The sequence below is a fragment of the Mesorhizobium sp. WSM4823 genome, assembly GCF_055811195.1.
Genome location: NZ_JBVVQL010000003.1, coordinates 343013 through 363888, shown reverse-complemented (window position 1 = coordinate 363888; position 20876 = coordinate 343013). Strand labels below are relative to the sequence as shown.

21 protein-coding genes are annotated in these 20876 nt (G+C 62.4%); 6 read left to right on the top strand and 15 right to left on the bottom strand.

Going from position 1 to position 20876, the window contains the following annotated elements; translation table 11 throughout:
* Nucleotide 1 precedes the first annotated feature (1 nt).
* A complete protein-coding gene (locus tag AC0L26_RS10465; protein ID WP_473632437.1) occupies nucleotides 2-835 on the bottom strand; it encodes an NAD(P)H-binding protein in 834 nt (277 codons plus the stop codon).
* A gap of 120 nt (nucleotides 836-955) precedes the next feature.
* Here AC0L26_RS10465 and AC0L26_RS10460 point away from each other — a divergent pair, with 120 nt between their 5' ends.
* On the top strand, nucleotides 956-1597 hold the full coding sequence (locus AC0L26_RS10460; protein ID WP_473632436.1) for a TetR/AcrR family transcriptional regulator: 642 nt from the start codon (nucleotides 956-958) through the stop codon (nucleotides 1595-1597).
* Nucleotides 1598-1663: 66 nt separating this feature from the next.
* Here the strand turns inward: AC0L26_RS10460 and rpmE are convergent, their stop codons facing one another.
* On the bottom strand, nucleotides 1664-1885 hold the full coding sequence (gene rpmE / locus AC0L26_RS10455; RefSeq protein ID WP_354492736.1) for a 50S ribosomal protein L31: 222 nt from the start codon (nucleotides 1883-1885) through the stop codon (nucleotides 1664-1666).
* A gap of 232 nt (nucleotides 1886-2117) precedes the next feature.
* On the opposite strand from rpmE, the gene AC0L26_RS10450 reads away from it, so the two are divergent.
* Complete coding sequence (locus AC0L26_RS10450) at nucleotides 2118-3920, top strand: ABC transporter transmembrane domain-containing protein (RefSeq protein ID WP_473632435.1); 1803 nt, start codon at nucleotides 2118-2120, stop codon at nucleotides 3918-3920.
* Between the two features lie 13 nt (nucleotides 3921-3933).
* On the opposite strand, the gene AC0L26_RS10445 is transcribed toward AC0L26_RS10450, so the two are convergent.
* The 9 genes from AC0L26_RS10445 to AC0L26_RS10405 form a co-directional block, all read right to left on the bottom strand.
* Nucleotides 3934-5838: a DUF3857 domain-containing protein gene (locus AC0L26_RS10445; RefSeq protein ID WP_473632434.1), complete on the bottom strand. Its 1905-nt coding sequence runs from the start codon at nucleotides 5836-5838 to the stop codon at nucleotides 3934-3936.
* Between the two features lie 241 nt (nucleotides 5839-6079).
* A complete protein-coding gene (locus AC0L26_RS10440; protein ID WP_473632433.1) occupies nucleotides 6080-7564 on the bottom strand; it encodes a carboxypeptidase M32 in 1485 nt (494 codons plus the stop codon).
* Nucleotides 7565-7778: 214 nt separating this feature from the next.
* Nucleotides 7779-8195: a hypothetical protein gene (locus tag AC0L26_RS10435; protein WP_473632432.1), complete on the bottom strand. Its 417-nt coding sequence runs from the start codon at nucleotides 8193-8195 to the stop codon at nucleotides 7779-7781.
* A gap of 321 nt (nucleotides 8196-8516) precedes the next feature.
* The gene (locus tag AC0L26_RS10430) at nucleotides 8517-9548 is read right to left on the bottom strand and encodes a peptidoglycan -binding protein (protein WP_352928224.1); all 1032 of its coding nucleotides are present in this window, start codon (nucleotides 9546-9548) and stop codon (nucleotides 8517-8519) included.
* A gap of 1 nt (nucleotide 9549) precedes the next feature.
* A complete protein-coding gene (locus AC0L26_RS10425; protein ID WP_352928221.1) occupies nucleotides 9550-10575 on the bottom strand; it encodes a MotA/TolQ/ExbB proton channel family protein in 1026 nt (341 codons plus the stop codon).
* A gap of 105 nt (nucleotides 10576-10680) precedes the next feature.
* A complete protein-coding gene (trhA, locus tag AC0L26_RS10420; protein WP_473632431.1) occupies nucleotides 10681-11373 on the bottom strand; it encodes a PAQR family membrane homeostasis protein TrhA in 693 nt (230 codons plus the stop codon).
* A 137-nt stretch (nucleotides 11374-11510) separates the two neighbouring features.
* A complete protein-coding gene (locus AC0L26_RS10415; protein WP_354492743.1) occupies nucleotides 11511-12311 on the bottom strand; it encodes an inositol monophosphatase family protein in 801 nt (266 codons plus the stop codon).
* A 78-nt stretch (nucleotides 12312-12389) separates the two neighbouring features.
* A complete protein-coding gene (gene efp / locus AC0L26_RS10410) occupies nucleotides 12390-12956 on the bottom strand; it encodes an elongation factor P (RefSeq protein ID WP_352928213.1) in 567 nt (188 codons plus the stop codon).
* Nucleotides 12957-13093: 137 nt separating this feature from the next.
* A complete protein-coding gene (locus AC0L26_RS10405; RefSeq protein WP_473632430.1) occupies nucleotides 13094-13948 on the bottom strand; it encodes a LysR family transcriptional regulator in 855 nt (284 codons plus the stop codon).
* Between the two features lie 374 nt (nucleotides 13949-14322).
* Here AC0L26_RS10405 and AC0L26_RS10400 point away from each other — a divergent pair, with 374 nt between their 5' ends.
* A complete protein-coding gene (locus AC0L26_RS10400; protein WP_473632429.1) occupies nucleotides 14323-15042 on the top strand; it encodes a zinc-dependent alcohol dehydrogenase family protein in 720 nt (239 codons plus the stop codon).
* Nucleotides 15043-15056: 14 nt separating this feature from the next.
* Here the strand turns inward: AC0L26_RS10400 and AC0L26_RS10395 are convergent, their stop codons facing one another.
* The 3 genes from AC0L26_RS10395 to AC0L26_RS10385 form a co-directional block, all read right to left on the bottom strand.
* Nucleotides 15057-16088 (bottom strand): tetratricopeptide repeat protein, encoded by a 1032-nt coding sequence (locus AC0L26_RS10395; protein ID WP_473632428.1) that lies wholly within the window; start codon nucleotides 16086-16088, stop codon nucleotides 15057-15059.
* 1 nt (nucleotide 16089) lies between these two features.
* On the bottom strand, nucleotides 16090-16737 hold the full coding sequence (locus AC0L26_RS10390) for a thiamine phosphate synthase (protein ID WP_473632427.1): 648 nt from the start codon (nucleotides 16735-16737) through the stop codon (nucleotides 16090-16092).
* 134 nt (nucleotides 16738-16871) lie between these two features.
* Nucleotides 16872-17789: a DMT family transporter gene (locus tag AC0L26_RS10385; protein ID WP_473632426.1), complete on the bottom strand. Its 918-nt coding sequence runs from the start codon at nucleotides 17787-17789 to the stop codon at nucleotides 16872-16874.
* A gap of 133 nt (nucleotides 17790-17922) precedes the next feature.
* Here AC0L26_RS10385 and AC0L26_RS10380 point away from each other — a divergent pair, with 133 nt between their 5' ends.
* The gene (locus AC0L26_RS10380) at nucleotides 17923-18372 is read left to right on the top strand and encodes an Lrp/AsnC family transcriptional regulator (protein ID WP_473632425.1); all 450 of its coding nucleotides are present in this window, start codon (nucleotides 17923-17925) and stop codon (nucleotides 18370-18372) included.
* A gap of 111 nt (nucleotides 18373-18483) precedes the next feature.
* Complete coding sequence (locus AC0L26_RS10375) at nucleotides 18484-19254, top strand: sulfite exporter TauE/SafE family protein (RefSeq protein WP_473632424.1); 771 nt, start codon at nucleotides 18484-18486, stop codon at nucleotides 19252-19254.
* 26 nt (nucleotides 19255-19280) lie between these two features.
* Here AC0L26_RS10375 and AC0L26_RS10370 read toward each other — a convergent pair whose 3' ends face one another.
* Nucleotides 19281-19832, bottom strand: coding sequence for a DUF2269 family protein (locus AC0L26_RS10370; protein ID WP_473632423.1), 552 nt, complete (start codon nucleotides 19830-19832; stop codon nucleotides 19281-19283).
* 349 nt (nucleotides 19833-20181) lie between these two features.
* Between AC0L26_RS10370 and AC0L26_RS10365 the strand changes: the two genes are divergently transcribed.
* Complete coding sequence (locus tag AC0L26_RS10365) at nucleotides 20182-20586, top strand: hypothetical protein (RefSeq protein WP_473632422.1); 405 nt, start codon at nucleotides 20182-20184, stop codon at nucleotides 20584-20586.
* Nucleotides 20587-20876: the final 290 nt, after the last annotated feature.

Here is a 20876-nt window from a genome sequence, read left to right as displayed (position 1 = left end):
GTCAGCTGCTCCAGATGCCAGTAGCGGCAGTTTCGGTTACATAAGCGGAAAAGTCCCTTGGCGCTCGGCCGAGCACGCGCTCGACGCCATCGGCCAGCGCCTCGTTGCGGCCGTCGAGCACTTCGGTGAACAGTTCGTTGAGCAGCCAGGCAAACTCGGCCGGCAGCTCGTGCGCGGCGATTGCGGCGGCGAACTCGGCATGGGAAATCTGCTTGAAGCCGATGTTGCGGCCAGCTGCCTTGCCGATCTCGGCGATCGCGTCGGCGAAACTCAGCAGCCGTGGCCCGGTCAGCTCGTACAGCTGACCGACATGCCCCTGTTGGGTAAGCGCGGTCATGGCGGCGTCGGCGATGTCGTCGGCGTCGACGAACGGTTCTCCGACATTGCCGACCGGCAAAGCCACCTCACCGGCGAGCAGCGGATCGAGCAAAAAACTCTCGCTGAAATTCTGGGAAAACCAGGCACAGCGCAGGATCGTCCAGTCGGCGCCTGAGGCTTTCAGCATCTCTTCGGCGCGTTGCGCTTCCGTTTCCCCACGCCCTGACAGCAGCACCAGCCGTGTGATACCGTTTTGAACGGCAAGGTTGGCGAAGGCGCCGACCGCTTCGGCCGCGCCGGGCACGGAGAGATCGGGATAGTAGCTGATGTACACGGCGCCCACGCCTTGCATTGCCGGGCCCCAGGTCGCGTTGTCTTCCCAATCAAAGGATGGCGTGCCGGAACGCGAGCCGATCCGCACCGGCTGGCCACGCGCTGTCAGTCGCTCGGCGAGGCGGCGGCCGATCTTGCCAGTGCCGCCGAGGATCAAAGTCGGTTTCCGTGTTGTGTCGATCATGACGATTCTCCTTTGTTCACAAACATGAGTAATCCTCACATTTGCAAAACGTGATAAACCCTCGTATTTTGGGAGTCAAGCCAATTTGTTGATTATTCGTCAGGAGACCAGGAGACAGTGATGGAAGGCTCGACCGTAGCCGGTTCACAGGATGGCCAGATCGCGTCGCCGCGCCGGGCGCCGAGCCAGCAGCGCAGCCGCGAACGGGTCGAACGGATGCTTGCCGCCGCCGCCGCGCTGATCGCCGAGCAAGGCAGCGACGCCATGCGCATGGGGGAGGTGGCGGAACGGGCAGGCGTGTCGATCGGTTCGCTCTACCAGTTCTTCCCGGACAAGCGGGCGATCATCTGGGCGCTGGCCGAACGCTACACCGTTCAAAGCCAGGCCTGCATCTCAGCAGCACTTGCGGATGTCAGCGACGCCGAGGGGCTGCGGCGAGCGTTTTCCGAGCTTGTCGATATCTATTACGGGCTGTTCCTGGCGGAGCCGGTGATGCGCGACATCTGGTCGGGCACGCAGGCCGACAAGGCACTGCGCGAGCTCGAGCTCGCCGACAGCCGGGCCAATGCCGAATTCCTCACGGCGGTGCTGAAACGGCTGCGGCCCACTGCCGATCCGGCGGCGCTGGAAACGACGGCGTTTCTCATCTGGCAGATGGGCGAAGCCACCGTGCGGCTGGCGATTTCGGTGGGGCGGCAAGAAGGGGACGATCTGGTCGCCGCCTACAAGCGCATGGCGCTGCGTGAACTGATCGGCGAATAGAGCCGCATTCGGCAACAAAAAACCCGCCACGAGGGCGGGTTTCTTCAATGCGAAAAGGCCTGCGGCTTAAATGCCGAAACCTTCGAAACGCTTCTTGAACTTCGACAGGCGGCCGCCGCGGTCGAGCAGGGTCTGCTGGCCGCCGGTCCAGGCCGGATGGGTGGTCGGATCGATGTCGAGGTTCATCGTGTCGCCCTCCTTGCCCCAGGTCGAACGGGTCATGTATTCGGTGCCGTCGGTCATGACGACCTTGATGGCGTGGTAGTCGGGATGGATGTCGGTCTTCATTGTGCTATTCCTGGGCTCTGTTTTTGCTGGGCGGCTGCCGACGGGCATAAAGCCTGCGTCGATGCGCCCCTTTTTAAAACTCGAAGCCGCAGCTATTGAGGAGCCACGGCTTCTAAAACGGTCGGCGAGCCTATACATCAGCCGGAATTGAATCACAAGCCCGCGGTAAGCGACAGGCCGCGGTAAGCGCATATTGAGGCGCATACCCAGAAGAGAGCCAGAGGAAACGGTCATGGCGCACATCAGCGGCGATACGGACGAGCGTAGGCGCTCGCTCAAGCCGCTGCGGCGCCTGTACCCCTACATCACCCGCTACCGGAAAATGGTCATTGGCGCGGTCGTCTCGCTGACCGTCGCGGCGGCGACGACGCTGGCGCTGCCGCTGGCCGTGCGGCGGATGATCGACCACGGCTTTTCCGCTTCCGATTCCAGTTTCATCGCCGAATATTTCGCCATGCTGGTGGTGATGGCCGCCTTGCTGGCTGCGGCGTCAGCCAGCCGCTACTATTTCGTCATCACGCTGGGCGAGCGTGTCGTCGCCGACATTCGCAGCGACGTGTTCCGCCATGTCACGACGCTGTCGCCGTCCTTCTTCGACACCGCTCAGTCGGGCGAGATCGTGTCGCGGCTCGCCGCCGACACCACGCAGGTGAAATCGGCCGTCGGTGCCACCGCATCGGTGGCGCTGCGCAACGTCATTCTTGGCCTCGGCGCCGTAGCGATGATGGTTTTCACCAGCCCGAAGCTGTCTGGTCTGGTGATCGCCGCCATCCCGGTGATCGTGCTGCCGCTGGTCGCCTTCGGCCGGTCGGTGCGACGCAAATCGCGGCTGGCGCAGGACACGCTGGCCGATGCTACGGCCTATGCTAGCGAGCAGATCGGCGCGGTGCGCACGCTGCAGGCGTTCACCAACGAGAAGCTGGTCACCGGGCATTTTTCGTCTGCCGTGGAAGCCGCCTTCGAGGCGGCGCGATCCTCGATCTTTGCCCGCTCCTTCCTCACCTTCTTCGCCATCTTCATGATTTTTTCCTCGGTGGTGGCGGTGCTCTGGTTCGGTTCACGCGATGTGCTTGACGGCACGCTGTCGCCGGGCACGCTCGGCCAGTTCCTGCTCTATTCGGTGTTCGCCGCCGGCGCCCTCGGCGCGCTTTCGGAAGTGTGGGGCGAGCTTTCCCAGGCGGCGGGTGCTGCCGAACGGTTGACCGAGATCCTGGCCGAGAAGCCCGCGATCCAAGCCCCTGCGCATCCGAAACTGCTGCCGGCGACGGCCAGAGGCGCGATAAGTTTCGACGACGTGTCCTTCTCCTACCCGGCCGGGCCCGACCGCGCCGCCGTCCATGGTCTGAGTTTCCAGGTCAAGCCTGGCGAGACGGTGGCAATCGTCGGCCCGTCCGGTGCTGGCAAGAGCACCGTCTTTTCGTTGCTTCTGCGCTTCTACGACCCCGAGACGGGCAAGATCATGATCGACGGCGTCAATGTGCGCGAGGCCGACCCCGCCGCCATACGAGAGCGCATCGCCATCGTGCCGCAGGACGTCACCATCTTCGCGGCCAGCGCGCGCGACAATATCGGCTTCGGCCGGCCGGACGCCGGCGACGCCGAGATCGAGGCTGCGGCCAAGGATGCGCTTGCCGACGAGTTCATCCTCAAGCTCGAAAAAGGCTATGACAGCCAGGTCGGCGAGCGCGGCGTGACGCTGTCCGGCGGCCAGCGCCAGCGGGTGGCGATTGCCCGCGCGATTCTGCGCGATGCGCCGATCCTTCTGCTCGACGAGGCGACCTCGGCACTTGACGCCGAAAGCGAGACGCTGGTGCAGACGGCGCTGGAACGGCTGATGCAGGACCGCACCACCATCGTCATCGCCCACCGTCTGGCGACGGTGCTGAAGGCTGACCGGATCCTGGTCATGGATGGCGGCTGCATCGTCGAGGAAGGTACCCACCAGAGCCTCGTCGCCAAGGGCGGCATCTATGCGCGGCTGGCCAAGCTGCAGTTCGAAACCGGGGCGAGTGCGTTCAGAGGCGCCGCGGAATAGGCCTTCCACTGGGTCAGTTCGCTTCGGCGTCCGAATAGGCGAAATTGTAATTCCAAGTCGCGTTGTCGTTTATCTTCTTGAGGGACTTTAAATAGGGGCCGATGCTCTTGGCGGGTACCTGGTCATTGATGGTCTTGAAAAACCAGTCGACCTGAAAATCGGTGGAGGTGCTCGTCCAACGAGCCTTGAATGCAGCGTAGGGCGTGATGATGTCGTCATTGTCCTCGGGGCCTACGAAGCGGGCCTTCAGATTTCTGACGGTGCACCGGTGTCGTCGAAAGATCGGACTGCCCAGCCAGATTGGCGCGCTCCTTTCGAGGCGTTCGGGCTCCGGCAGAGACCTGATGCCGACATCCGATTTCAGAGCGAATTCCTTGGATAGGTCATCGGCGTCGAGATCGTCTGCCGACAAATGGTAGGATTCAATTATCGAAACCAGATTCTTGTCGCGGCTGTCGTTCGTCACCAACGGCCCCAGGCTTTTCATTCCAGGATACTGGCGATTGTAGTATTTGAGATAGTCGTCCGCGATCTTTGTGGGTGATTGCGAGGCAAGCTTATAGCGCATGCTATCGGCATCTGCGTCCAAATAGGTGGTGGTAACCGTCAGTTTGAGTGGCTCGCCTTTACGCCTGGGAAAGTCGAATTCCTCGCTCACAAAGGTGGTCGGCTGGTAGAGCTCCTTTCGGTCCATCTTTTCCATCCCCGCGTTGTCCGCGACAATGGGCAGCGCAAAGCCGTAGTCGGGCGACACAAGGTTATCTGCTCTGCCTCCCTGCAGATAGTTGGTGGCGTCGATCCAGTATGTCTCACTGTCGATGACGACCTTTACGATGACGTGGTCAAACGCCCTGATCGTCGGTAGAATCGTGGCGAGAGCAAGCCCCTCATCAAGGTCAGTGAGAGCCACGTTCGCGTGAATTCCCAGTCGCCGCAGACTGGAGGCGAGAAGCAGCGCCTTGTCCTTGCAGTCTCCGAAGCCACTTGCCACCACTGTCGTCGGGCTACGCGGGATATAGGAACCACGGCCCATGGACAGGCTGACATAGCGGATGTTGTCCTGGACCAGCCGCATTGCCTCGACCATCCTGTCTTCGGGCGCATCGTATTTGGCGGCAATGGCATCGAGCTTCGATGCGAAATCTGCCGGCAACTGTTGGTCGAGGCGGTAATACGGAAGGAGCGTATTGACGACATCTTGCCATTCCGATGTCGAGGAGATTTCGATGGAGGGATAGGTGAGAAAGTCCGGCGGCAGATATTCCTGTGATTTCACGGGAATTGGGTTGGCGCTTTGCCAAAGATAGCTAGTCGTGTCTCCAGCGGACTGGACTTTCGGGCGTATGTCCGTCCTGACCTGTCGGAAACTCAGAGGCTCCGCCGTCGGCCATATCACCCTTTGGCGGATCAGAGCGATTGGTTCGTCCCAAGCCACGGCAAAGGAACGGAAAAGAAGCTCCGTGCCGATGATCGGGGTCCTGACCGCGGTCTTGCCATAGTCGACGATGTCGCCGACCCGGACATCGTTGATATTCACGTAAGCGGTGAGCCAACCATCGAAGAGACCTTTCTCCGCGTCCTTCTCGCGCCGAAATACGTCGAAATCAGCATCGGAAAGATGCTGGATCACCACACCGTCGCGAATGATGTCGATCCAGTTCACGGTGACGTCGGATGTCGCGGGATCGAATTCAAAACTGATGCTGGCGCCGTGTTCCAGGCCTGTGCGGTCGACGATCTTGTAGGCATAGCGGTCGAAAATCTCCGATCCGCCTGGACGCTTCCGGATCTGATAATCCGACAGCAGGTTGGATATGCCGTTCTTGATCTGACTGTCCAATTGCGGGTCGGCCTTGGGGAGTGCGACTCGCTCGATCCAATTACCAAGACTGCCCTTGTGCACGTTCGTACCGGCCATGGCTGGCCAGCAGACCGTGCAAATAACAATCAATGCGGTGAGTCTTGCGACCGCCGCCGTCTGAAAGTGCCTTACCCGCCCCATGCCCCTGTATGCCCCGCCAGATCACAGTCGAACACTACTAGTGATAGAAAAGTAAACTGCGCCCCGCAAGGCAGGGTGGCCTTGCCGAGATCGAGAATGGTGGATCGTGCGGTATCTTCGAGAATGCCAACGATCGGCAAGGCGGAGGGGAACGGCCCTAAGTGCCGTAGCGTTTCTTCAGATGCTCCGTGAAATGCGTGGCGTTGAGTTTTTCACCCGTCGCCCGTTCGAGCAGGTCCGGCGTTGACCAGCGCGAGCCCTGCGACCAAATCTTTTGGCGGCGCCAGTCGTTGATCGCCGCGAAGTCTCCCCTGCCAAGATCCTCGTCGGCCGAAGGATGCTCCCTGGTCAGCGCCGCCCATTGCTGCGCCGCCATCATCGCGCCCAGCGTGTAGGATGGGAAATAGCCGAAGGCGGCACCCGGCCAGTGCACGTCCTGCATCGGTCCGTCGGCCGGGTTGTCGATGGTCGACAGGCCGAGATAGTCGCGCATCTTGGCGTCCCATGCCTCGGGCAGGTCGGCAGCCTCCAGCCGCCCCGAGACAATCTCCTGCTCCAGTTCGTAGCGCAGGATGACATGCAGCGGGTAGGTCACCTCGTCGGCGTCGACACGGATCAGGCCGTTCTCGACCCGATGCACATGCGGCAGGATATCGTCGATCGACCAGGCCTCGCCGAGGTGCCTTTCGACCACCGGCAGCGCCCAGCGCCAGAATTCCGGATTGCGACCGATCTGCTTTTCGACGAACAGGCTCTGGCTTTCGTGCACGGCCATGCCGCGGGCCTTGCCGAGCGGCCAGTGCGCCCACGCCTTCGGCAGGTTCTGTTCGTAAAGCGCGTGGCCGGTCTCGTGCAGCACGCCCATCAACGCCGACAGGAAGTCGGAGGTCTTGTAGCGGGTGGTGATGCGGACGTCGCTCGGCACGCCGCCGCAGAACGGATGATGCGACACCGAAAGCGAGCCGTGGGTGAGGTCGAAGCCGACCGCTGCCATCATGGCGAGGCCGAGCTCGCGCTGCTTTTCGATCGCATAGCTGCCGGAAAGCGGCTTCAGCGGGCGCTTCGTCAGCCGCGCCTCCTGCACGGCCAGCGCCTCCGGCACGAAATCCCTGAGGAAGCTCTTCAACTCGGCGAAGACCGGCGTGATGTCGGCGGCGCGGTTGCCGGGATCATATTGCTCCATCAGCGCGTCGTAGGGATCGAGACCGAGCACCTCGGCGCGAAGTGCGGCTTCCTCGCGCACCAGCGCCACGACGCCTTCGAGTGCCGGCAAGAATCCTGCCCAGTCGTTTTTCGCGCGCAGGTCGCGCCACAGCTGCTCGGAGCGCATGCGCGCGGTCGTTTGGCGCTCGACGAATTCGACCGGCAGGCAGGTCAGGTTGGTGTACTGCCGCCGGAACTCCTTGACTGCTGCCTGCTGTTCTTCGTTCAGCGTTTCCTGTTCGGCCGCTGCGATCCAGTCGGCGATCTCCGGCGCGGTCGCTCTGGCGTGATGCATGCCGGCCAGCGCCGACATCGCCTCGGCGCGCTTCTCACCGCCGCCGACGGCCATGTGGGTTGCCTCATCGGCGCCGAGAATGGCGAGCGCATGTTCCAGCGCTTCGAGCTTGTGGCCGAGGTCGTCGAGTTTTTGAAAGGACATGGTGGGTTCCGCTGAATTTGAACGGCGGGAAAAGATACCAATGCGCTGGCATTGGCAACCCTGAAGGCCGTTTGCAACAGGCGCTTTGAGCGCCCACTACAGCGCCGCGCTTCTCAAAAGGACGCGCGGCGCTGTAGTGAAAAAGACGCCCGCGAGGCAAAACCCGAAGACGCCGGACAGGCCGGCGGCGTAATGCGGCACTGTCCGGATGACTTCAGGGGTTTGGATAATTTGGGCCGTAGCCGTTTGGATAATATCCGCCATCGCCGCCGCTGCCGATAAGGAACGCGCTGCCGGTGGCGGCCCGCAGCTTTTGGCTCACATCGTCGAGTTGCGCCAGCAACTGGTGATATTGCGTGGTCGGCATCGTTCCATCTCGCGCGGCCCTCTGGGCAGCCCGATCAAGTCGAGTGATCTGCGCGCGCAAGTCACGCGCCTCGCCCGGCTCGAGCTGGTTCGCCTGCGTGGCGGCCCGGATACCGGTATCCACGCTCTGGATCTGGTCGATCAAAGCTGTCTCACGCGGGCCGTGGAAGGCGGTCGATGCTGCATAGGCGCCAGAAAACGGGACGGTGACGAAGAGTGCGGCAAGCGCCGCGGCCCTGAGGGCCATGGGGGTGAAAGAGCGCATGGCTGCGTCTCCTTTTACTGGGAAAGGCGGCGATCTGGGACGCCGACTTTCCGGCCGTGGGCCGTCCGGTTACGTCGCGTCGCAATGGAGGTTCCATCGCCGGCGGTCCTCGGCCCAGCAACACAGGCTAGGCGCGGTTCTCGGCAAAGTGTAGTCAAAAAAGGTAATCTTTCAGGCCTTGCCGGCCCGCATTGGCGCCCTAAAGCGCGTCGCGTTTGACCGGTCTTATGCGACGCGCTTTAGGTTGTCGCAAAACCGCTGCACACTTTTGCGCGACATGCATTAAATCCGCGCGTTCGCCTTGAGCCAGCCCGATCCGGATCAGCGCTCGGTCAGTTTCAGCTCGATGCGGCGGTTCTTGTTGCGCGCGTCTTCGGTGTCGGCGGGGTCAAGCGGCTGGAATTCGCCGAAGCCGGCCGCAACCAGCCGGTTGGCCGGCACGCCGTTCTCGATCAAGAACTTCACCACCGAAGTCGAGCGCGCAGTCGACAATTCCCAATTGTCGCGGTAGCGGCCGGTGCCCGATAGCGGCTTGTCGTCGGTATGGCCGTCGACGCGAAGCACCCAGTTGATCTCCGGCGGGATCTCCTTCTGCAGGTCGATTATGGCGTCGGCGAGCTTCTTCATCTCGACTTTGCCGGCATCATTGATCACTTCGGACCCGGTCGGGAAAAGCACTTCGGACTGGAAAACAAAACGGTCGCCGACGATGCGGATGTTCTCGCGGTCGGCGAGGATTTCGCGCAAGCGCCCGAAGAAGTCGGATCGGTAGCGGTTCAGCTCCTGCACACGCTGTGCCAGCGCGACGTTCAGCCGGCGGCCGAGATCGGCGATCTTGGTGTTGGACTCGCGATCGCGCGTTTCAGACACGTTGAGTGCTTGTTCGAGCGCTCCGATCTGCCTGCGCAGCGCCGCGATCTGCTGGTTGAGGATTTCAACCTGGCTCAGTGCCTGCTGGCTGATCTGGCGCTGGCTGTCGAGTTCGCCCGAAAGTGCGGTGGCGCGCTGGTTGGCCGCATCGCCGGCACCGGCGCCTTGCGCCAGCAATTGCTCGAGCCGGCTCTTTTCCGCCTCCGACGCCGACAGCGAAGCCTGCAGATTCGCGAGCGAATCTTCCTTGTCCTGCGTCGTCGAGCGCTCCAGCGCCAAAAGCTGGGTCAGTTCGTTGATCTGCAGATTGAGGCGGTTGAGCACCGTGTCCTTGCCGGAGATTTCGCGGCCGAGCAGGAACTGCGCCAGCACGAAGACCGTGAGCAGGAACATGATCGCGAGCAGCAACGTCGACAGCGCGTCGACGAAGCCCGGCCAGTAATCGATGCGGCGATCGGTACGCCGGCTCCTGGCGAGTGCCATGCTAATGGACCCCAGGCTTCTTCAGTGCGTCGGCGATCTTCTCCAGCGTGCTGCGCATCGCCTTCTGCTCGTCCGACTGGGCTTCGACCCAATCGCGCATGATCTGCTGCTCCGAGCGCATATTTTTGACCAGGCCCGAAATGCCGTCGGCAAGATTGGCCATGGCGGTGGCGACGCGCGGATTGGCGCCGCCGCCATTCTCCTGCAAGCTGCGCAGTCTTTCCGACAGGACGCGGATCTCGTCGGAGGATTCGGCCTTGGCCGGTTCGGCGACGACGATGTCGGACGACAGGTCGGTGACCGAGGACAGCCAGTTTTCGAGCTCGGTGTAGAAGCGCGTCTGGGCGCGGCCGGCCTGCAGGTCTAGGAACCCGAGCACCAGGGAGCCGGACAGGCCGAACAGCGAGGACGAGAAGGCGGTGCCCATGCCGGCCAGCGGAGCGGAAAGCCCCTGCTTCAGGGATTCGAGCACGGCGGCGGCATCTCCGGTGCCGGGGTCGAGCGACTCGATGGTTTCGCGGATCGAGCCGATCGTGTTGAGCAGGCCCCAGAAGGTGCCGAGCAGGCCAAGGAACACCAGAAGCCCGACAAGGTAGCGCGAGGTGTCGCGGGTTTCGTCGAGGCGGGTGGCGATCGAATCGAGCATGGTCCGCATCGAACTGGTCGAAAAGGCGATCGTCGACGAGCGGCCGATCATCGCCTTCATCGGCGCCAGCAGCACCGGTTCGGTGGTTTCGGAGCCGGCCCGAAAGGAGTTGACCCAGCGCACTTCGCGAAACAGCCGGCCGACCTGCACGAAGGCCAGCAGGATACCGACCACCAGCACGCCGATGATCAGGCCGTTGAGACCGGGATTGGTGACGAAGGCGCTCGAGATCTGACGGGTCAGGATGGCGGCGATGAAGGCGACGATCATCAGGAAGATGACCATCGTCATGAGAAAGACCTGCGGGCTCGACAGCTTGTGAGGGTCGTACATCAGGACGTCGGAGCGTTTGCCCATGCCGAAAGATTTGAGAAAAGTCATCCGTGCCCCGTTTCCGATGCCGCCGATCACGTTGAGCGCGACTCTAAACGGAATTATGACGAAATTGAATGGCGTGTGGCAATATTGCCGACCGGATCATTGGCGTTAGAGTCGGTTGATGACCAGGCAGTCGACCATGGCGGCCAGATGTAGGCCGGCGCCGGTGACGACAAAGCCGTGCCACAACGCATTGTGGAAGCGCAGGCCCTTCCAGGCGAAGAAGACGACGCCGCAGGAATAGACGATACCTCCGGCAATGATCAACGCTATCGATGTCGTCGGCAATGTCTGGACGAGCGGCTCGACCAGAACGATACCGCTCCAGCCGATGGCGAGATAGAAGACGATCGCCAGACGGTCGAAACGGCCGGGAAGAAACACCTTGATGGCAATGCCGATTGCTGCTGCACCCCAGACCAGGATGATCATCGAGATGGCCAGCGGCGAGCCGTCGAGCTGGGCGAGGAAGGGCGTATAGGTCGCGGCGATCAGCAGATAGATCGCGGCATGGTCGAAGCGCCGCAATATCCACTTGGCTGGCGACGACACGGGCCACAGATTATAGGCCAGCGATACCGACAGCACGGTGAGCAGCGAAACCACGTAGAAAGCAGCGGCGATGTATTCGCCCGGACCAGTATGGAAGGCGGCCAGCGCCAACAGCGCCGAGCCGGCGGCAATGGCCAGCACGATGCCCACCGCATGGACGATGCCGTCGGCGATCATTTCGGCGCGCGAGTAGTGCCAGCGTCCCACGAACGGGATTTCGATCTGGGATTCGGGCCCGATGTCCGTCATGAACGATCCTGCATCCCCTTATCTGGGCGGATGCCAGGCAGTATTTCAAGCTTTGCTTGCGGTCTTGCGACTGCGGCGGTTCAGCGCGCCGCTACAGCTTGATCCATCCGGATTGAATCCAACGTTCCGGATACTGGTCAGCGCGGCGTTACCGGCTTCTTGACGGTCTTCAGCAGAGCGCGCTGGATGATCTCGTTGCCGGCGACGACCGAACCGCCGTCCAGCATGTCCTGTCCTCCGTCGAAGTCGGAGACGAAACCCCCCGCCTCGCGGATCAGCAGGATGCCCGCGGCGATATCCCAGGCCGACAGGCCGATCTCCCAAAACCCGTCCATGCGGCCGGCGGCGACATAGGCGAGATCGAGCGAGGCGGAGCCGAGGCGGCGCACGCCCGAGACTTCGGCCATCACGTTGCGCAGCTCGATAAGGAAATTACCGTGCTGGCCGCGCCCGAGATGCGGCACGCCGCAGCCGATCACCGTGTCGATCAGCTTGGTGCGGCCGGCGACCCGCAGCCGGCGATCGTTCATGAAGGCGCCGCCGCCGCGCTCGGCGGTATAGAGCTCGTCCATCGCCGGGTTGTAGACGACGCCAGCGACGATCTGGCCCTGGCGCTCCAGCGCGATCGAGATGGCGAAGAGCGGAATGCCGTGGAGGAAGTTGGTGGTGCCGTCGAGCGGGTCGACGATCCAGCGGTGCTGGCCGTCATCGCCTTCGATCACACCGCGCTCCTCCATCAGGAAGGCGTAGCCCGGCCGCGCCTTCGACAGCTCCGTGAAGAGGATGTCTTCGGCCTTGCGGTCGGCCTGACTGACATAGTCGCCCGGCCCTTTCATCGAGACCTGCAGGTTCTGCACTTCGCCGAAATCGCGCGCCAGCGAGCGGCCGGCCTTCATGGCAGCCTGGACCATGACATTGAGGATCGCGGAACGCGCCATAGTGTTTCTTCCTGCTGCGCCTATTTGCTTCGAGGCATGATCTTATCCAAAAAGTCTGCAACTTTTTGGGATCACGCTTTAGTCGGCGCGGCGCACGTAAGTGATTTCGTTGGTGTCGACGATGATGCGCTCGCCCGAACCGATAAAGGGCGGCACCAGCACGCGGATGCCGTTCTCCAGTATAGCCGGCTTGTAGGAAGAGGCCGCTGTCTGGCCCCTCACCACCGGATCGGCCTCGGTAATGGTCAGCGTCACCTGGTCGGGCAGCGAAATACCAATCGGCCTTTCGTCATAGAGCTGGACCGTCACCATCATGCCGTCCTGGAGGAAGGCGGCGCGGTCGCCGACAAAATCTTTCTGCAATTCGAGCTGCTCGTAGCTTTCGGTATCCATGAACACCAGTGCCTCGCCTTGTTCGTAGAGGAAGGAAAAATCCTTCATCTCCAGCCGGATCTGTTCGACGGTTTCGGCGGAGCGGAAACGCTCGTTGAGCTTGGTGCCGTTGATCAGGTTCTTCAGCTCGACCTGGTTATAGGCGCCGCCCTTGCCGGGCTTGACGGTGTTGGTTCTGACCGCCACCCACAGGCCGCCGTCGTGCTCGATGACGTTGCCGGGACGGATTTCGTTGCCATTGATCTTGGCCATGCTGATCTTGATCCGGAATGAGATGGTCGCCCAATGGGCAATTTGGCGCCTCCAAGACCACAAATCGCCTGGAGAGGCAAGGGAGCGCCTTCGGATGAAGGGGACGAAGCTTGGCTTGGCAGCGCGGCGCGGCAGGCTTAGCCCGTCCTGACGATGGCGGTTACGGCCTCAATGACGGCTTCGGCCACCTTCGACAAAAGATGCAGGTGCGGCGAGCGCAAGACGACAATTCTCAACGAAAGATCGAGACCTGCGTCGACCAGGGCGACGCCCTCCGGCAGCTCTCCCTGGAGCAGCCGTCTGGGGAACAGGCCGAGGCCGTGGCCCCTGCGGACCCACTCGATCTGCAGCGCGCTGTCCTGAATCTCGGCACCGACCGTCAGCCTGTGGCCGCTCTCGGCAAGGGCAGCCACCAGCCGCTGGCGCGCGTCGCAAGGCTCAGGGCTGAGGACCCAAGGCATAGTCTTGATGTCGCCTTGCCGGCCGATGGTTTCGGAAGCGATAATGCCGAGGGGCTCGGTTCCAACAACGCCGCTGCCGCTTTTGGAGGTGCCACCGTCCAGGATGAAGGCCAGGTCGATCTGTCCGCGCCTATGCTGATCGGCCAGCTCAATGCTCCAACCGCTCTTGAGGCGCAACGAAACCTTCGAAAATCGCGCGACGGCGCCGGCAATCGCGGCGGCCATAGCTTTGTCGCAGAGCCCGTGGGCGAGGCCGAGCCGCAGCAAGCCCTCCGGCTCGTTGCCCTTGGTGAAGGACTTCAGCGCGTCGACGGCGGCGAGAATGTCCTTGCCGCGTGCCAGCACCTCGACGCCGGCCGGGGTCAGTCGCGACGGTTTTAGCCGGCGGTCGAGCAATTCTGTGCCGAGCATCTCCTCCAGCCGCTGGATCTGGCGGGTGACGGCTGGCTGCGTCAATGGCAGACGCTGAGCCACCTTCTGGATCGAGCCCTCCTCGGCAAAAAGGGCAAATGTTTTCAGTTCTTCGAGCATGAGACACCGAACATGTCACGGAGGCATAATTATTGTAAACATTATGAATTTGAAATCGGATGCGTGGCAAGCGATTTTCCTTTCAGCAAGGAAGGAACAGCAATGAAAGCGATCGAATTGCAGAGCCCGGGCGGGATCGACAGCCTCAGAATGGTCGAGCGGCCGATGCCCGAACCGGGGCGCCAGGAGATGATAATCAAGGTCAAGGCCACTGCACTGAACTACCGCGATGCGGAGATCGTTCGCGGCAGCTATCACACGAACTTTCGATTGCCACTGGTGCCGCTTTCGTCGGTGCCGAGGTCAGCCGGTTCAAGATCGGCGACCGCGTCTGTGGCACGTTCTGGCAACGCTGGGTCGGTGGCAGTTTCGCGATGGCCGAGCCCTCCTATCAACGCGGCGGCCCGATCGACGGGCTGCTCAGCGAAGTTGCCCGGCTCGACGAACAGGCCGCCGTCATGGCGCCGGCCAATCTGAGCGACGTCGAGGCGGCGACGCTGCCATGCGCCGGAGTCACGGCATGGCACGCGCTGTTTGCGGAAGGCAGTGTGAATCCTGGTGAAACCGTGCTTTGCCTCGGCACCGGCGGCGTTTCGCTGTTTGCGGTGCAGTTCGCCGCCATTGCCGGAGCGCGCGTCATTGTGACGTCGAGCAGCGACGAGAAGCTTGCCCGGGCGAAGCAACTGGGCGCGCATGATGGCGTGAACTATCGCACCGACCCCGACTGGGCATCGGCGGTGCTGACGCTGACCGATGGCCGCGGCGCCGACCATGTCATCGAGGTTGGCGGGCCGCAGAGTTTCGCACAATCGCTGAAAGCCGCGGCGCGCGGCCCCCAGATCAACGTCATCGGCTATCTCGGCGGCAGTGATGGCGCGGTCAATCCGCTCGACATTTTTCGCCGGCAGGTCAGTGCGCGAGGTATTCCGGTGGGGTCACGCCAATCCTTCGAGGCGATGAATCGCGCCATTGCCGTCAACCGGTTGAGACCTGTGATCGACCGCATTTTGCCGTGGTGCCAAGCTGCCGAAGCCTTTCGGTACCTTGAACGTGGTTCGCCCTTCGGCAAAGTCGTTCTCGATCACACGCAATGAGTCCGGATCGCGCTTTACGGCAGGCGGTTGGCCTTCTGCAGCGCCTGCTTCGTCTGGTCGTCGGTCAGGCCCCGCAGAAAATCGTCCATCTCAGGGTCGATGAGCCCGGCGCGACGGGCGACGACGTACCAGGCGCCGGCGAGGATCGGATCCGGATCGGTGCCGATTCCCCCCATGTAAAGTTTGGCGAGGCGGTTCTGGGCGGCGACATTGCCGCCCTCGGCGGCCTGCTTCATCCAGCCGAAGCCGGATTTCAGGTCGCGGACGCCACCGCGTCCCTCGATCATCCAGGTGGCGAGGTCGATCTGTGCCGTATCGTAGTTCTGCCGTGCTGCCTGCGCCAGCAGCCCTCGGGCCTGGACATCGTCGCGCGGCTTGCCGCCGACGCCATTGGCATAGACCTGCGCCATCGCATATTGCGCGTCGGCAAGGCCGGTCGCCGCGGCTCGTTGATAGTAGGACACCGCCTTTGCGATGCCGGCATCGCCGGGATCCTGCTGGACCAGCAGCTGTGCAAAATTGAACTGCGCCAGACGGTTTCCGGCCTCGGCGGCGGCCTGCATCAACGCGTAGGCGCCCTTCTCGTCCTTCTTGACGTAGCGGCCGTCGAGCAGCATCAGCGCGTACTGGAACTGTGATTCCGGTATCCCCTGCTCGGCGGCAAGCGCGTACCACTTTGCCGCCCCCGCCGCGTTGAGCGGCACGCCGAGACCACGCGACAATATTTCGGCAACCAGAGTCTGCGCCGCCGGATCGCCGTTCTGGGCACGGACCAAAGCGAGGTTGTAGGCCGTCTTGTAAAGGCCGCGCTGGAACGCGCCATAGGCCGAATCCGATGGTTTTGCACCGAAGCGTTCCGGATTGATGGCGTCGGCCGACGGCAACGGGGTCGTAGTGGCGGGCTGCGGCAGCGGCGTGGCGATCGGCCTGTCCGTCTTTGCACCGATGTCGGGCTTGGCTTGCGACAATGGGACAGTTTCCGCCACGGCGGCCCGAACCGTGAGCGCCGCAAGCAAAGCACTGAAAAGGATTGTCCGCGCCGGCACGTCAGTCCTCGAAACGCGGCGCGGTCTCGTCGAGCAGCGCATTGGCGCTGGCGACTGCCATCTTTGGGTCGACGCCTTCGGCAAAGACGGCGCTGGACAGCGCCACGAATTCGGCGCCGGTGGCAGCCACCGCTTCCACCGAGGCGAGGTCGGACCCGGCCATGACGATGCAAGGGATCTGGATCACATCCGCCCACCATTGCCCCAGCGACAGGTTGCGCGGGTGCGGCTCCGGCTTGTTGTCGTAGCCGAAGCGGCCGAAGAAGATGTAGTCGGGCCTGAGCTCGCCGAGTTCCAGCGCATCGTCGCGGGTCTTGGCGCCCCCGGTGCCGACCATCATTTTTGTCTGAAAACGTTCGATCGTCTCGGCGAGTTCGGCCTTGCCGACCTCGACATGGATGCCGTCGGCCTGAACCCGGCCGGCGATGCGAGTGTCTCCGGCAATGACGACAGCAACGCCTGCCGCTTGCGCCGCCGGCACGATCTGCTCGGCGAAGGCCTGGAAGGAGGCCTCGTCCATGCCGTTCTCGGGCAGAATCAGCGAGGCGACGTCGCCGCCCTCGAAGGCCACGCCGATGCGCTCAGCCGCCACGCCGGGCGGCGCGATCAGCACGATGCGGCAGCGATTTGGAGGCGTTGCGTCGTTCATTGGTTTTCGATCCCGGTTTTCGCCTATGCCGGGCGAACATGGTTGCATTGCGGCATAGAGCAAAGTGCCGGCCTTGAACAGGCGGGCGGGGCAGGATCATTGGCGCATGATTGTCGTCGGGCGACGTTCTTCCCTCACTTGATTGCCTGAGTGCTGTCGGCTGGGGTCTTCGATTTCCACAGCGTCCAGCCGAGATTCATGCCGGCGGCGGCGAGCAGGATCGCGGCGGCGCCGACGATCTGGGCCGGATGCAGCCGGTGGCCGAAGGCGACGACATCGACCAGGATCGCGACCACAGGGTAGATGAAGGACAGCGACCCCTGCAGATGCGTCGGCAGTTTCTGAATGGCGCCGTACATCAGGATGTACATCAGACCCGTATGGACGACACCGAGCGTCGCCAGCATGCTCCAGCTCCAGGCATCGGCGGGAAGATGAGAAAAGTTGGCGAAGGGAGCCAGCATGACGACGCCGACGCAGACCTGGATCAGGGCGATCAGGTGCGGCGGCGTGCCTTTGAGCTTCTTGGTGACGATGGCAGCGACGGCCCAGAAGAAAGCCGCACCCAGCGCCATCGCGATGCCGGTGAAATAATCCGTGCCGATGCTACCCGTACCGGGGCCTGCTTCAGGTGAGGCCTGCACGATCAGCAGCATGCCGGCGAAGGCGATGCCAAGCCAGGCCAGCTTGGTCATGGTCAGCCGCTCTGAGAAGAAGAGCGCGCCAAAGCCAACCAGCATGAAGGGCTGGGTGTTGTAGACAGCCGTGGCGATCGAGATCGAGGCGCGGGAGAACGAGCTGAACAGCAGCAGCCAGTTGACGACGATGGCAGCACCCCCGAGAGCCGCGATCGCCACGACGCGCAACGACAGCGTGCCGCGCAGCAGCCCCAGCGAAGCGCAGATGATCAGCAGCGTTATCGCGCCGAAGGCACAACGCCAGAAGACGACATCCATGATCGGCTGGCCCGACATGACGACGAACCATCCGATTGTACCGAGGATCGCCATCGCGGCCGTCATTTCGATCGTGCCGCGCACCGTGCCGTCCATGAAATACCCCTGAGCTCTGTTGAGACTTGACAATCTCACGTGGCTTCGGCGATTTATATGATTTGCAGAAGGTTCTATCCTCGTTTTGCCTAATTAAGTGAGGCAAATTTCGTTTTTGATTGAGGATCGTAAAATGCTGGACGAACCGGACAAAAAGCTTCTCAATATCCTGATCCGGGATTCGCGAACCTCGCTGAAAGAGTTGGCCCAGCAAGTCGGATTGTCGTCGCCAAGCGTTTCGGAGCGGCTTCGGCGTCTCGAGGATCGCGGCGTTATCAGGGCCTTTACCATCGAGATCGACCCGCAAGCGCTCGGCTACACCTTGCAGGCGATCGTTCGCATCCGGCCTTTGCCGGGCAAGCTGCATATCGTCCAGAAGCTGATCGAGGAAATCCCTGAGTTTGGCGAATGCGATAAGGTGACGGGCGACGATTGCTTTGTTGCCCGGCTGTTCGTGCGCTCGATCGGCGATCTCGACAAGCTCCTCGACCGTATCGCCGACAAGGCCGAAACCAGCACCGCCATCATCAAGGCGCAGCCGATCCGGAGGCGCCCGCCACCACTCGACATGCCAAACATCTGACAGGCTCCGGTGGCCGCCGGGCTCAGGCGCATTCGTTGGTATTTTGCGGTCGCGGCGTGACCATTTCTGGTTTATTCAGAGCCCAACCTTCCCTCCAACTGCTCCCCTCAGATGTCAGGCCTGCTTCTCGATCCGTGGTTCTATGCCGCCGCCATTCCAGCCGTCATCCTGGTCGGTCTGTCGAAGGGCGGCTTTGGCGGTGCGGTCGGCTTCGTCGGCGTGCCGCTGATGGCGCTGGCCATGCCGCCGGTGCAGGCCGCCGCCATCCTGCTGCCCATACTGTGCCTGATGGACATCGTCTCCGTATGGACATGGTGGGGTGTCTACGACCGCAAGATGCTTATAGACATGATGCCTGGGGCGGTAATCGGCATCGGCCTCGGTTGGCTGACCGCGGCGCTGGTGACAGCGGAAATGGTGCGACTGATCGTCGGCGCCGTGGCGATTATCTTCGTGCTTCGCTGGGTTTATCTGCAGATGCGGCATGGTGCAAACCACTCCGCCGAGCCCAACCGCGCGGCTGCCGCCTTCTGGGGGACGGTCGCCGGCTTCACCAGCTTCGTCGCCCATGTCGGCGGTCCGCCCTTTCAGGTCTATGCGCTGCCGATCAGGCTCGATCCGAAAGTGCTGTCGGGCACCGCCGCAATCTTCTTTGCCGCCACCAACGCATTGAAGCTCATCCCCTATTTTGCGCTGGGACAGTTCGACACCACCAACCTGACCGCATCGGCGGTCCTGGTGCCGCTGGCGCCGCTCTCGACCATCGCCGGCGCCTGGCTGGTGCGGCGGATGCGGCCGGAATTGTTCTATCCATTCACCTACGCGACCGTGGCGGTCGTCGCGGTCAAGCTTCTGTGGGACGGGATCACCGGCCTTCTCTAGACCGCCGCTCATGGAAGCCGCAGATTTCAGGCGGCGCTCGGCATCAGCCGGCGCGTTCCGCCGAGTGCGAGACCAATTCCAGTGGTCACGACCAGCACCATGCAGCCCAGGACGGTGGTATCGTTCAGCGTCGGCTTCAGCACCATGTCGGCGATGATCACCAGCATCACCGAATAGTCGAAGCGTGCCGCGGTGAGGATGCGCTGGCCCTGGGCTAGGGCCGTCGGCGTGACGCCGTCCTTGGCGATCATCCCCGCCATGCGGTCGGCGGTCGGCTTGAAGATGAACATGCCGATGCAGAAGGTGGTTGCATAGCCGGCAAGGCCGATCAGGATCCACAGGTCGGAGAAGCCGACCCAAAACCAGCACATGATGAGGCCGAAGGTGAGCGTCAGCATCGACATTGGCGCGAAGAACTTGTTGCCCAGCTCTCCGGTGGCGCGCATGGCCTGCAGCATGCCTTCGATGTTTCCGGCGCGGTCGGCGCGCACCGCAAGCACCATCAAGGTGAAGCCGCCGCCGACCCAGAGGATCGCCGAGACGACGTGCAGAAATTTGACGATCGAGTACCAATCCATGGTTCCCCTCCTTGGATGTTTTGATGATTGCGAGCGGCGCAGATTTGCTCCGTCTCGCTGCGAGGAGCGGGCGTTTAGCGCGGCGCCTGTTTCGGAACGATGTCGCGTGGGAGGCGGCTTTGTTTCGGCGTCCGATGAGACACGGCCGTAACGGCATCGTTCAACGATTGCGCAAGCGCATCGCGCCGTCTCCTGCTATTCTGGCAGCGCCGGGAGGGATCGGGCGCCATGCGGCATCTTCCAGAAACATTGCCGATGCTAATGCACCGATGCCGGGGACCCGGTGGCGGGTCGACCGCCTGAATTCAACCCATTCCCATGACGGGAAAAGGCAAATCGGGGGATTACTATGCAAAAGGTAGCACGAAATTTCTTCACGCTGGCCGTCATCTACGCGATGTTCGGGATGGCGCTCGGCCTTCAGATGGCGATCAGCCAGGATCATGGCCAGATGCCGACCCACGCCCACATCATGGTGGCCGGATGGCTGATGTCGGCGGTGTTCGCCTTCTTCTACCACCTTTTTCCGGCAGTCGCGGAAAAGAGGCTTGCCACCGTCCACTTCTGGTTGACGGCAATCAGTGGCATCGGCCTGTTGATCGGCCTTTACATCATGCTTGGCGGCAACCCGGCGATCGAGCCGCTGGTAGCAACGTCCTCGATGGGCTTTTACGCGGGATTGCTGCTGTTCGCCTATATCGCGCTGCCGGTGGTGTGGAAAACCGAGCGGCTTCCCGAGGCGCAAAAGGCCTGAGTTCCAACGGTCTGAGCCCAAGGCCTGAACATGTGCTGTTACGGCACAGGCGGGCGACGCTCGATCAAAAAATATCGGCGTCGTTAAGACTTCATTAAGCTTTACAGGCGTTTACTATGTGCATCCAGTGATCTGGATTCTTACCGAGTGGTTGGAGCCACTTTGTTTGACGCCTCCCTGTTAAACTCCTGAGAGCCGCCTTATCCGCGGCTCTTTTTTTGCCTGCGATTCCGGATTGCCCGGGTGTGTGCGCCGCCGTTAACCGTTTGTTAAACATGTGCTTGCCTTCG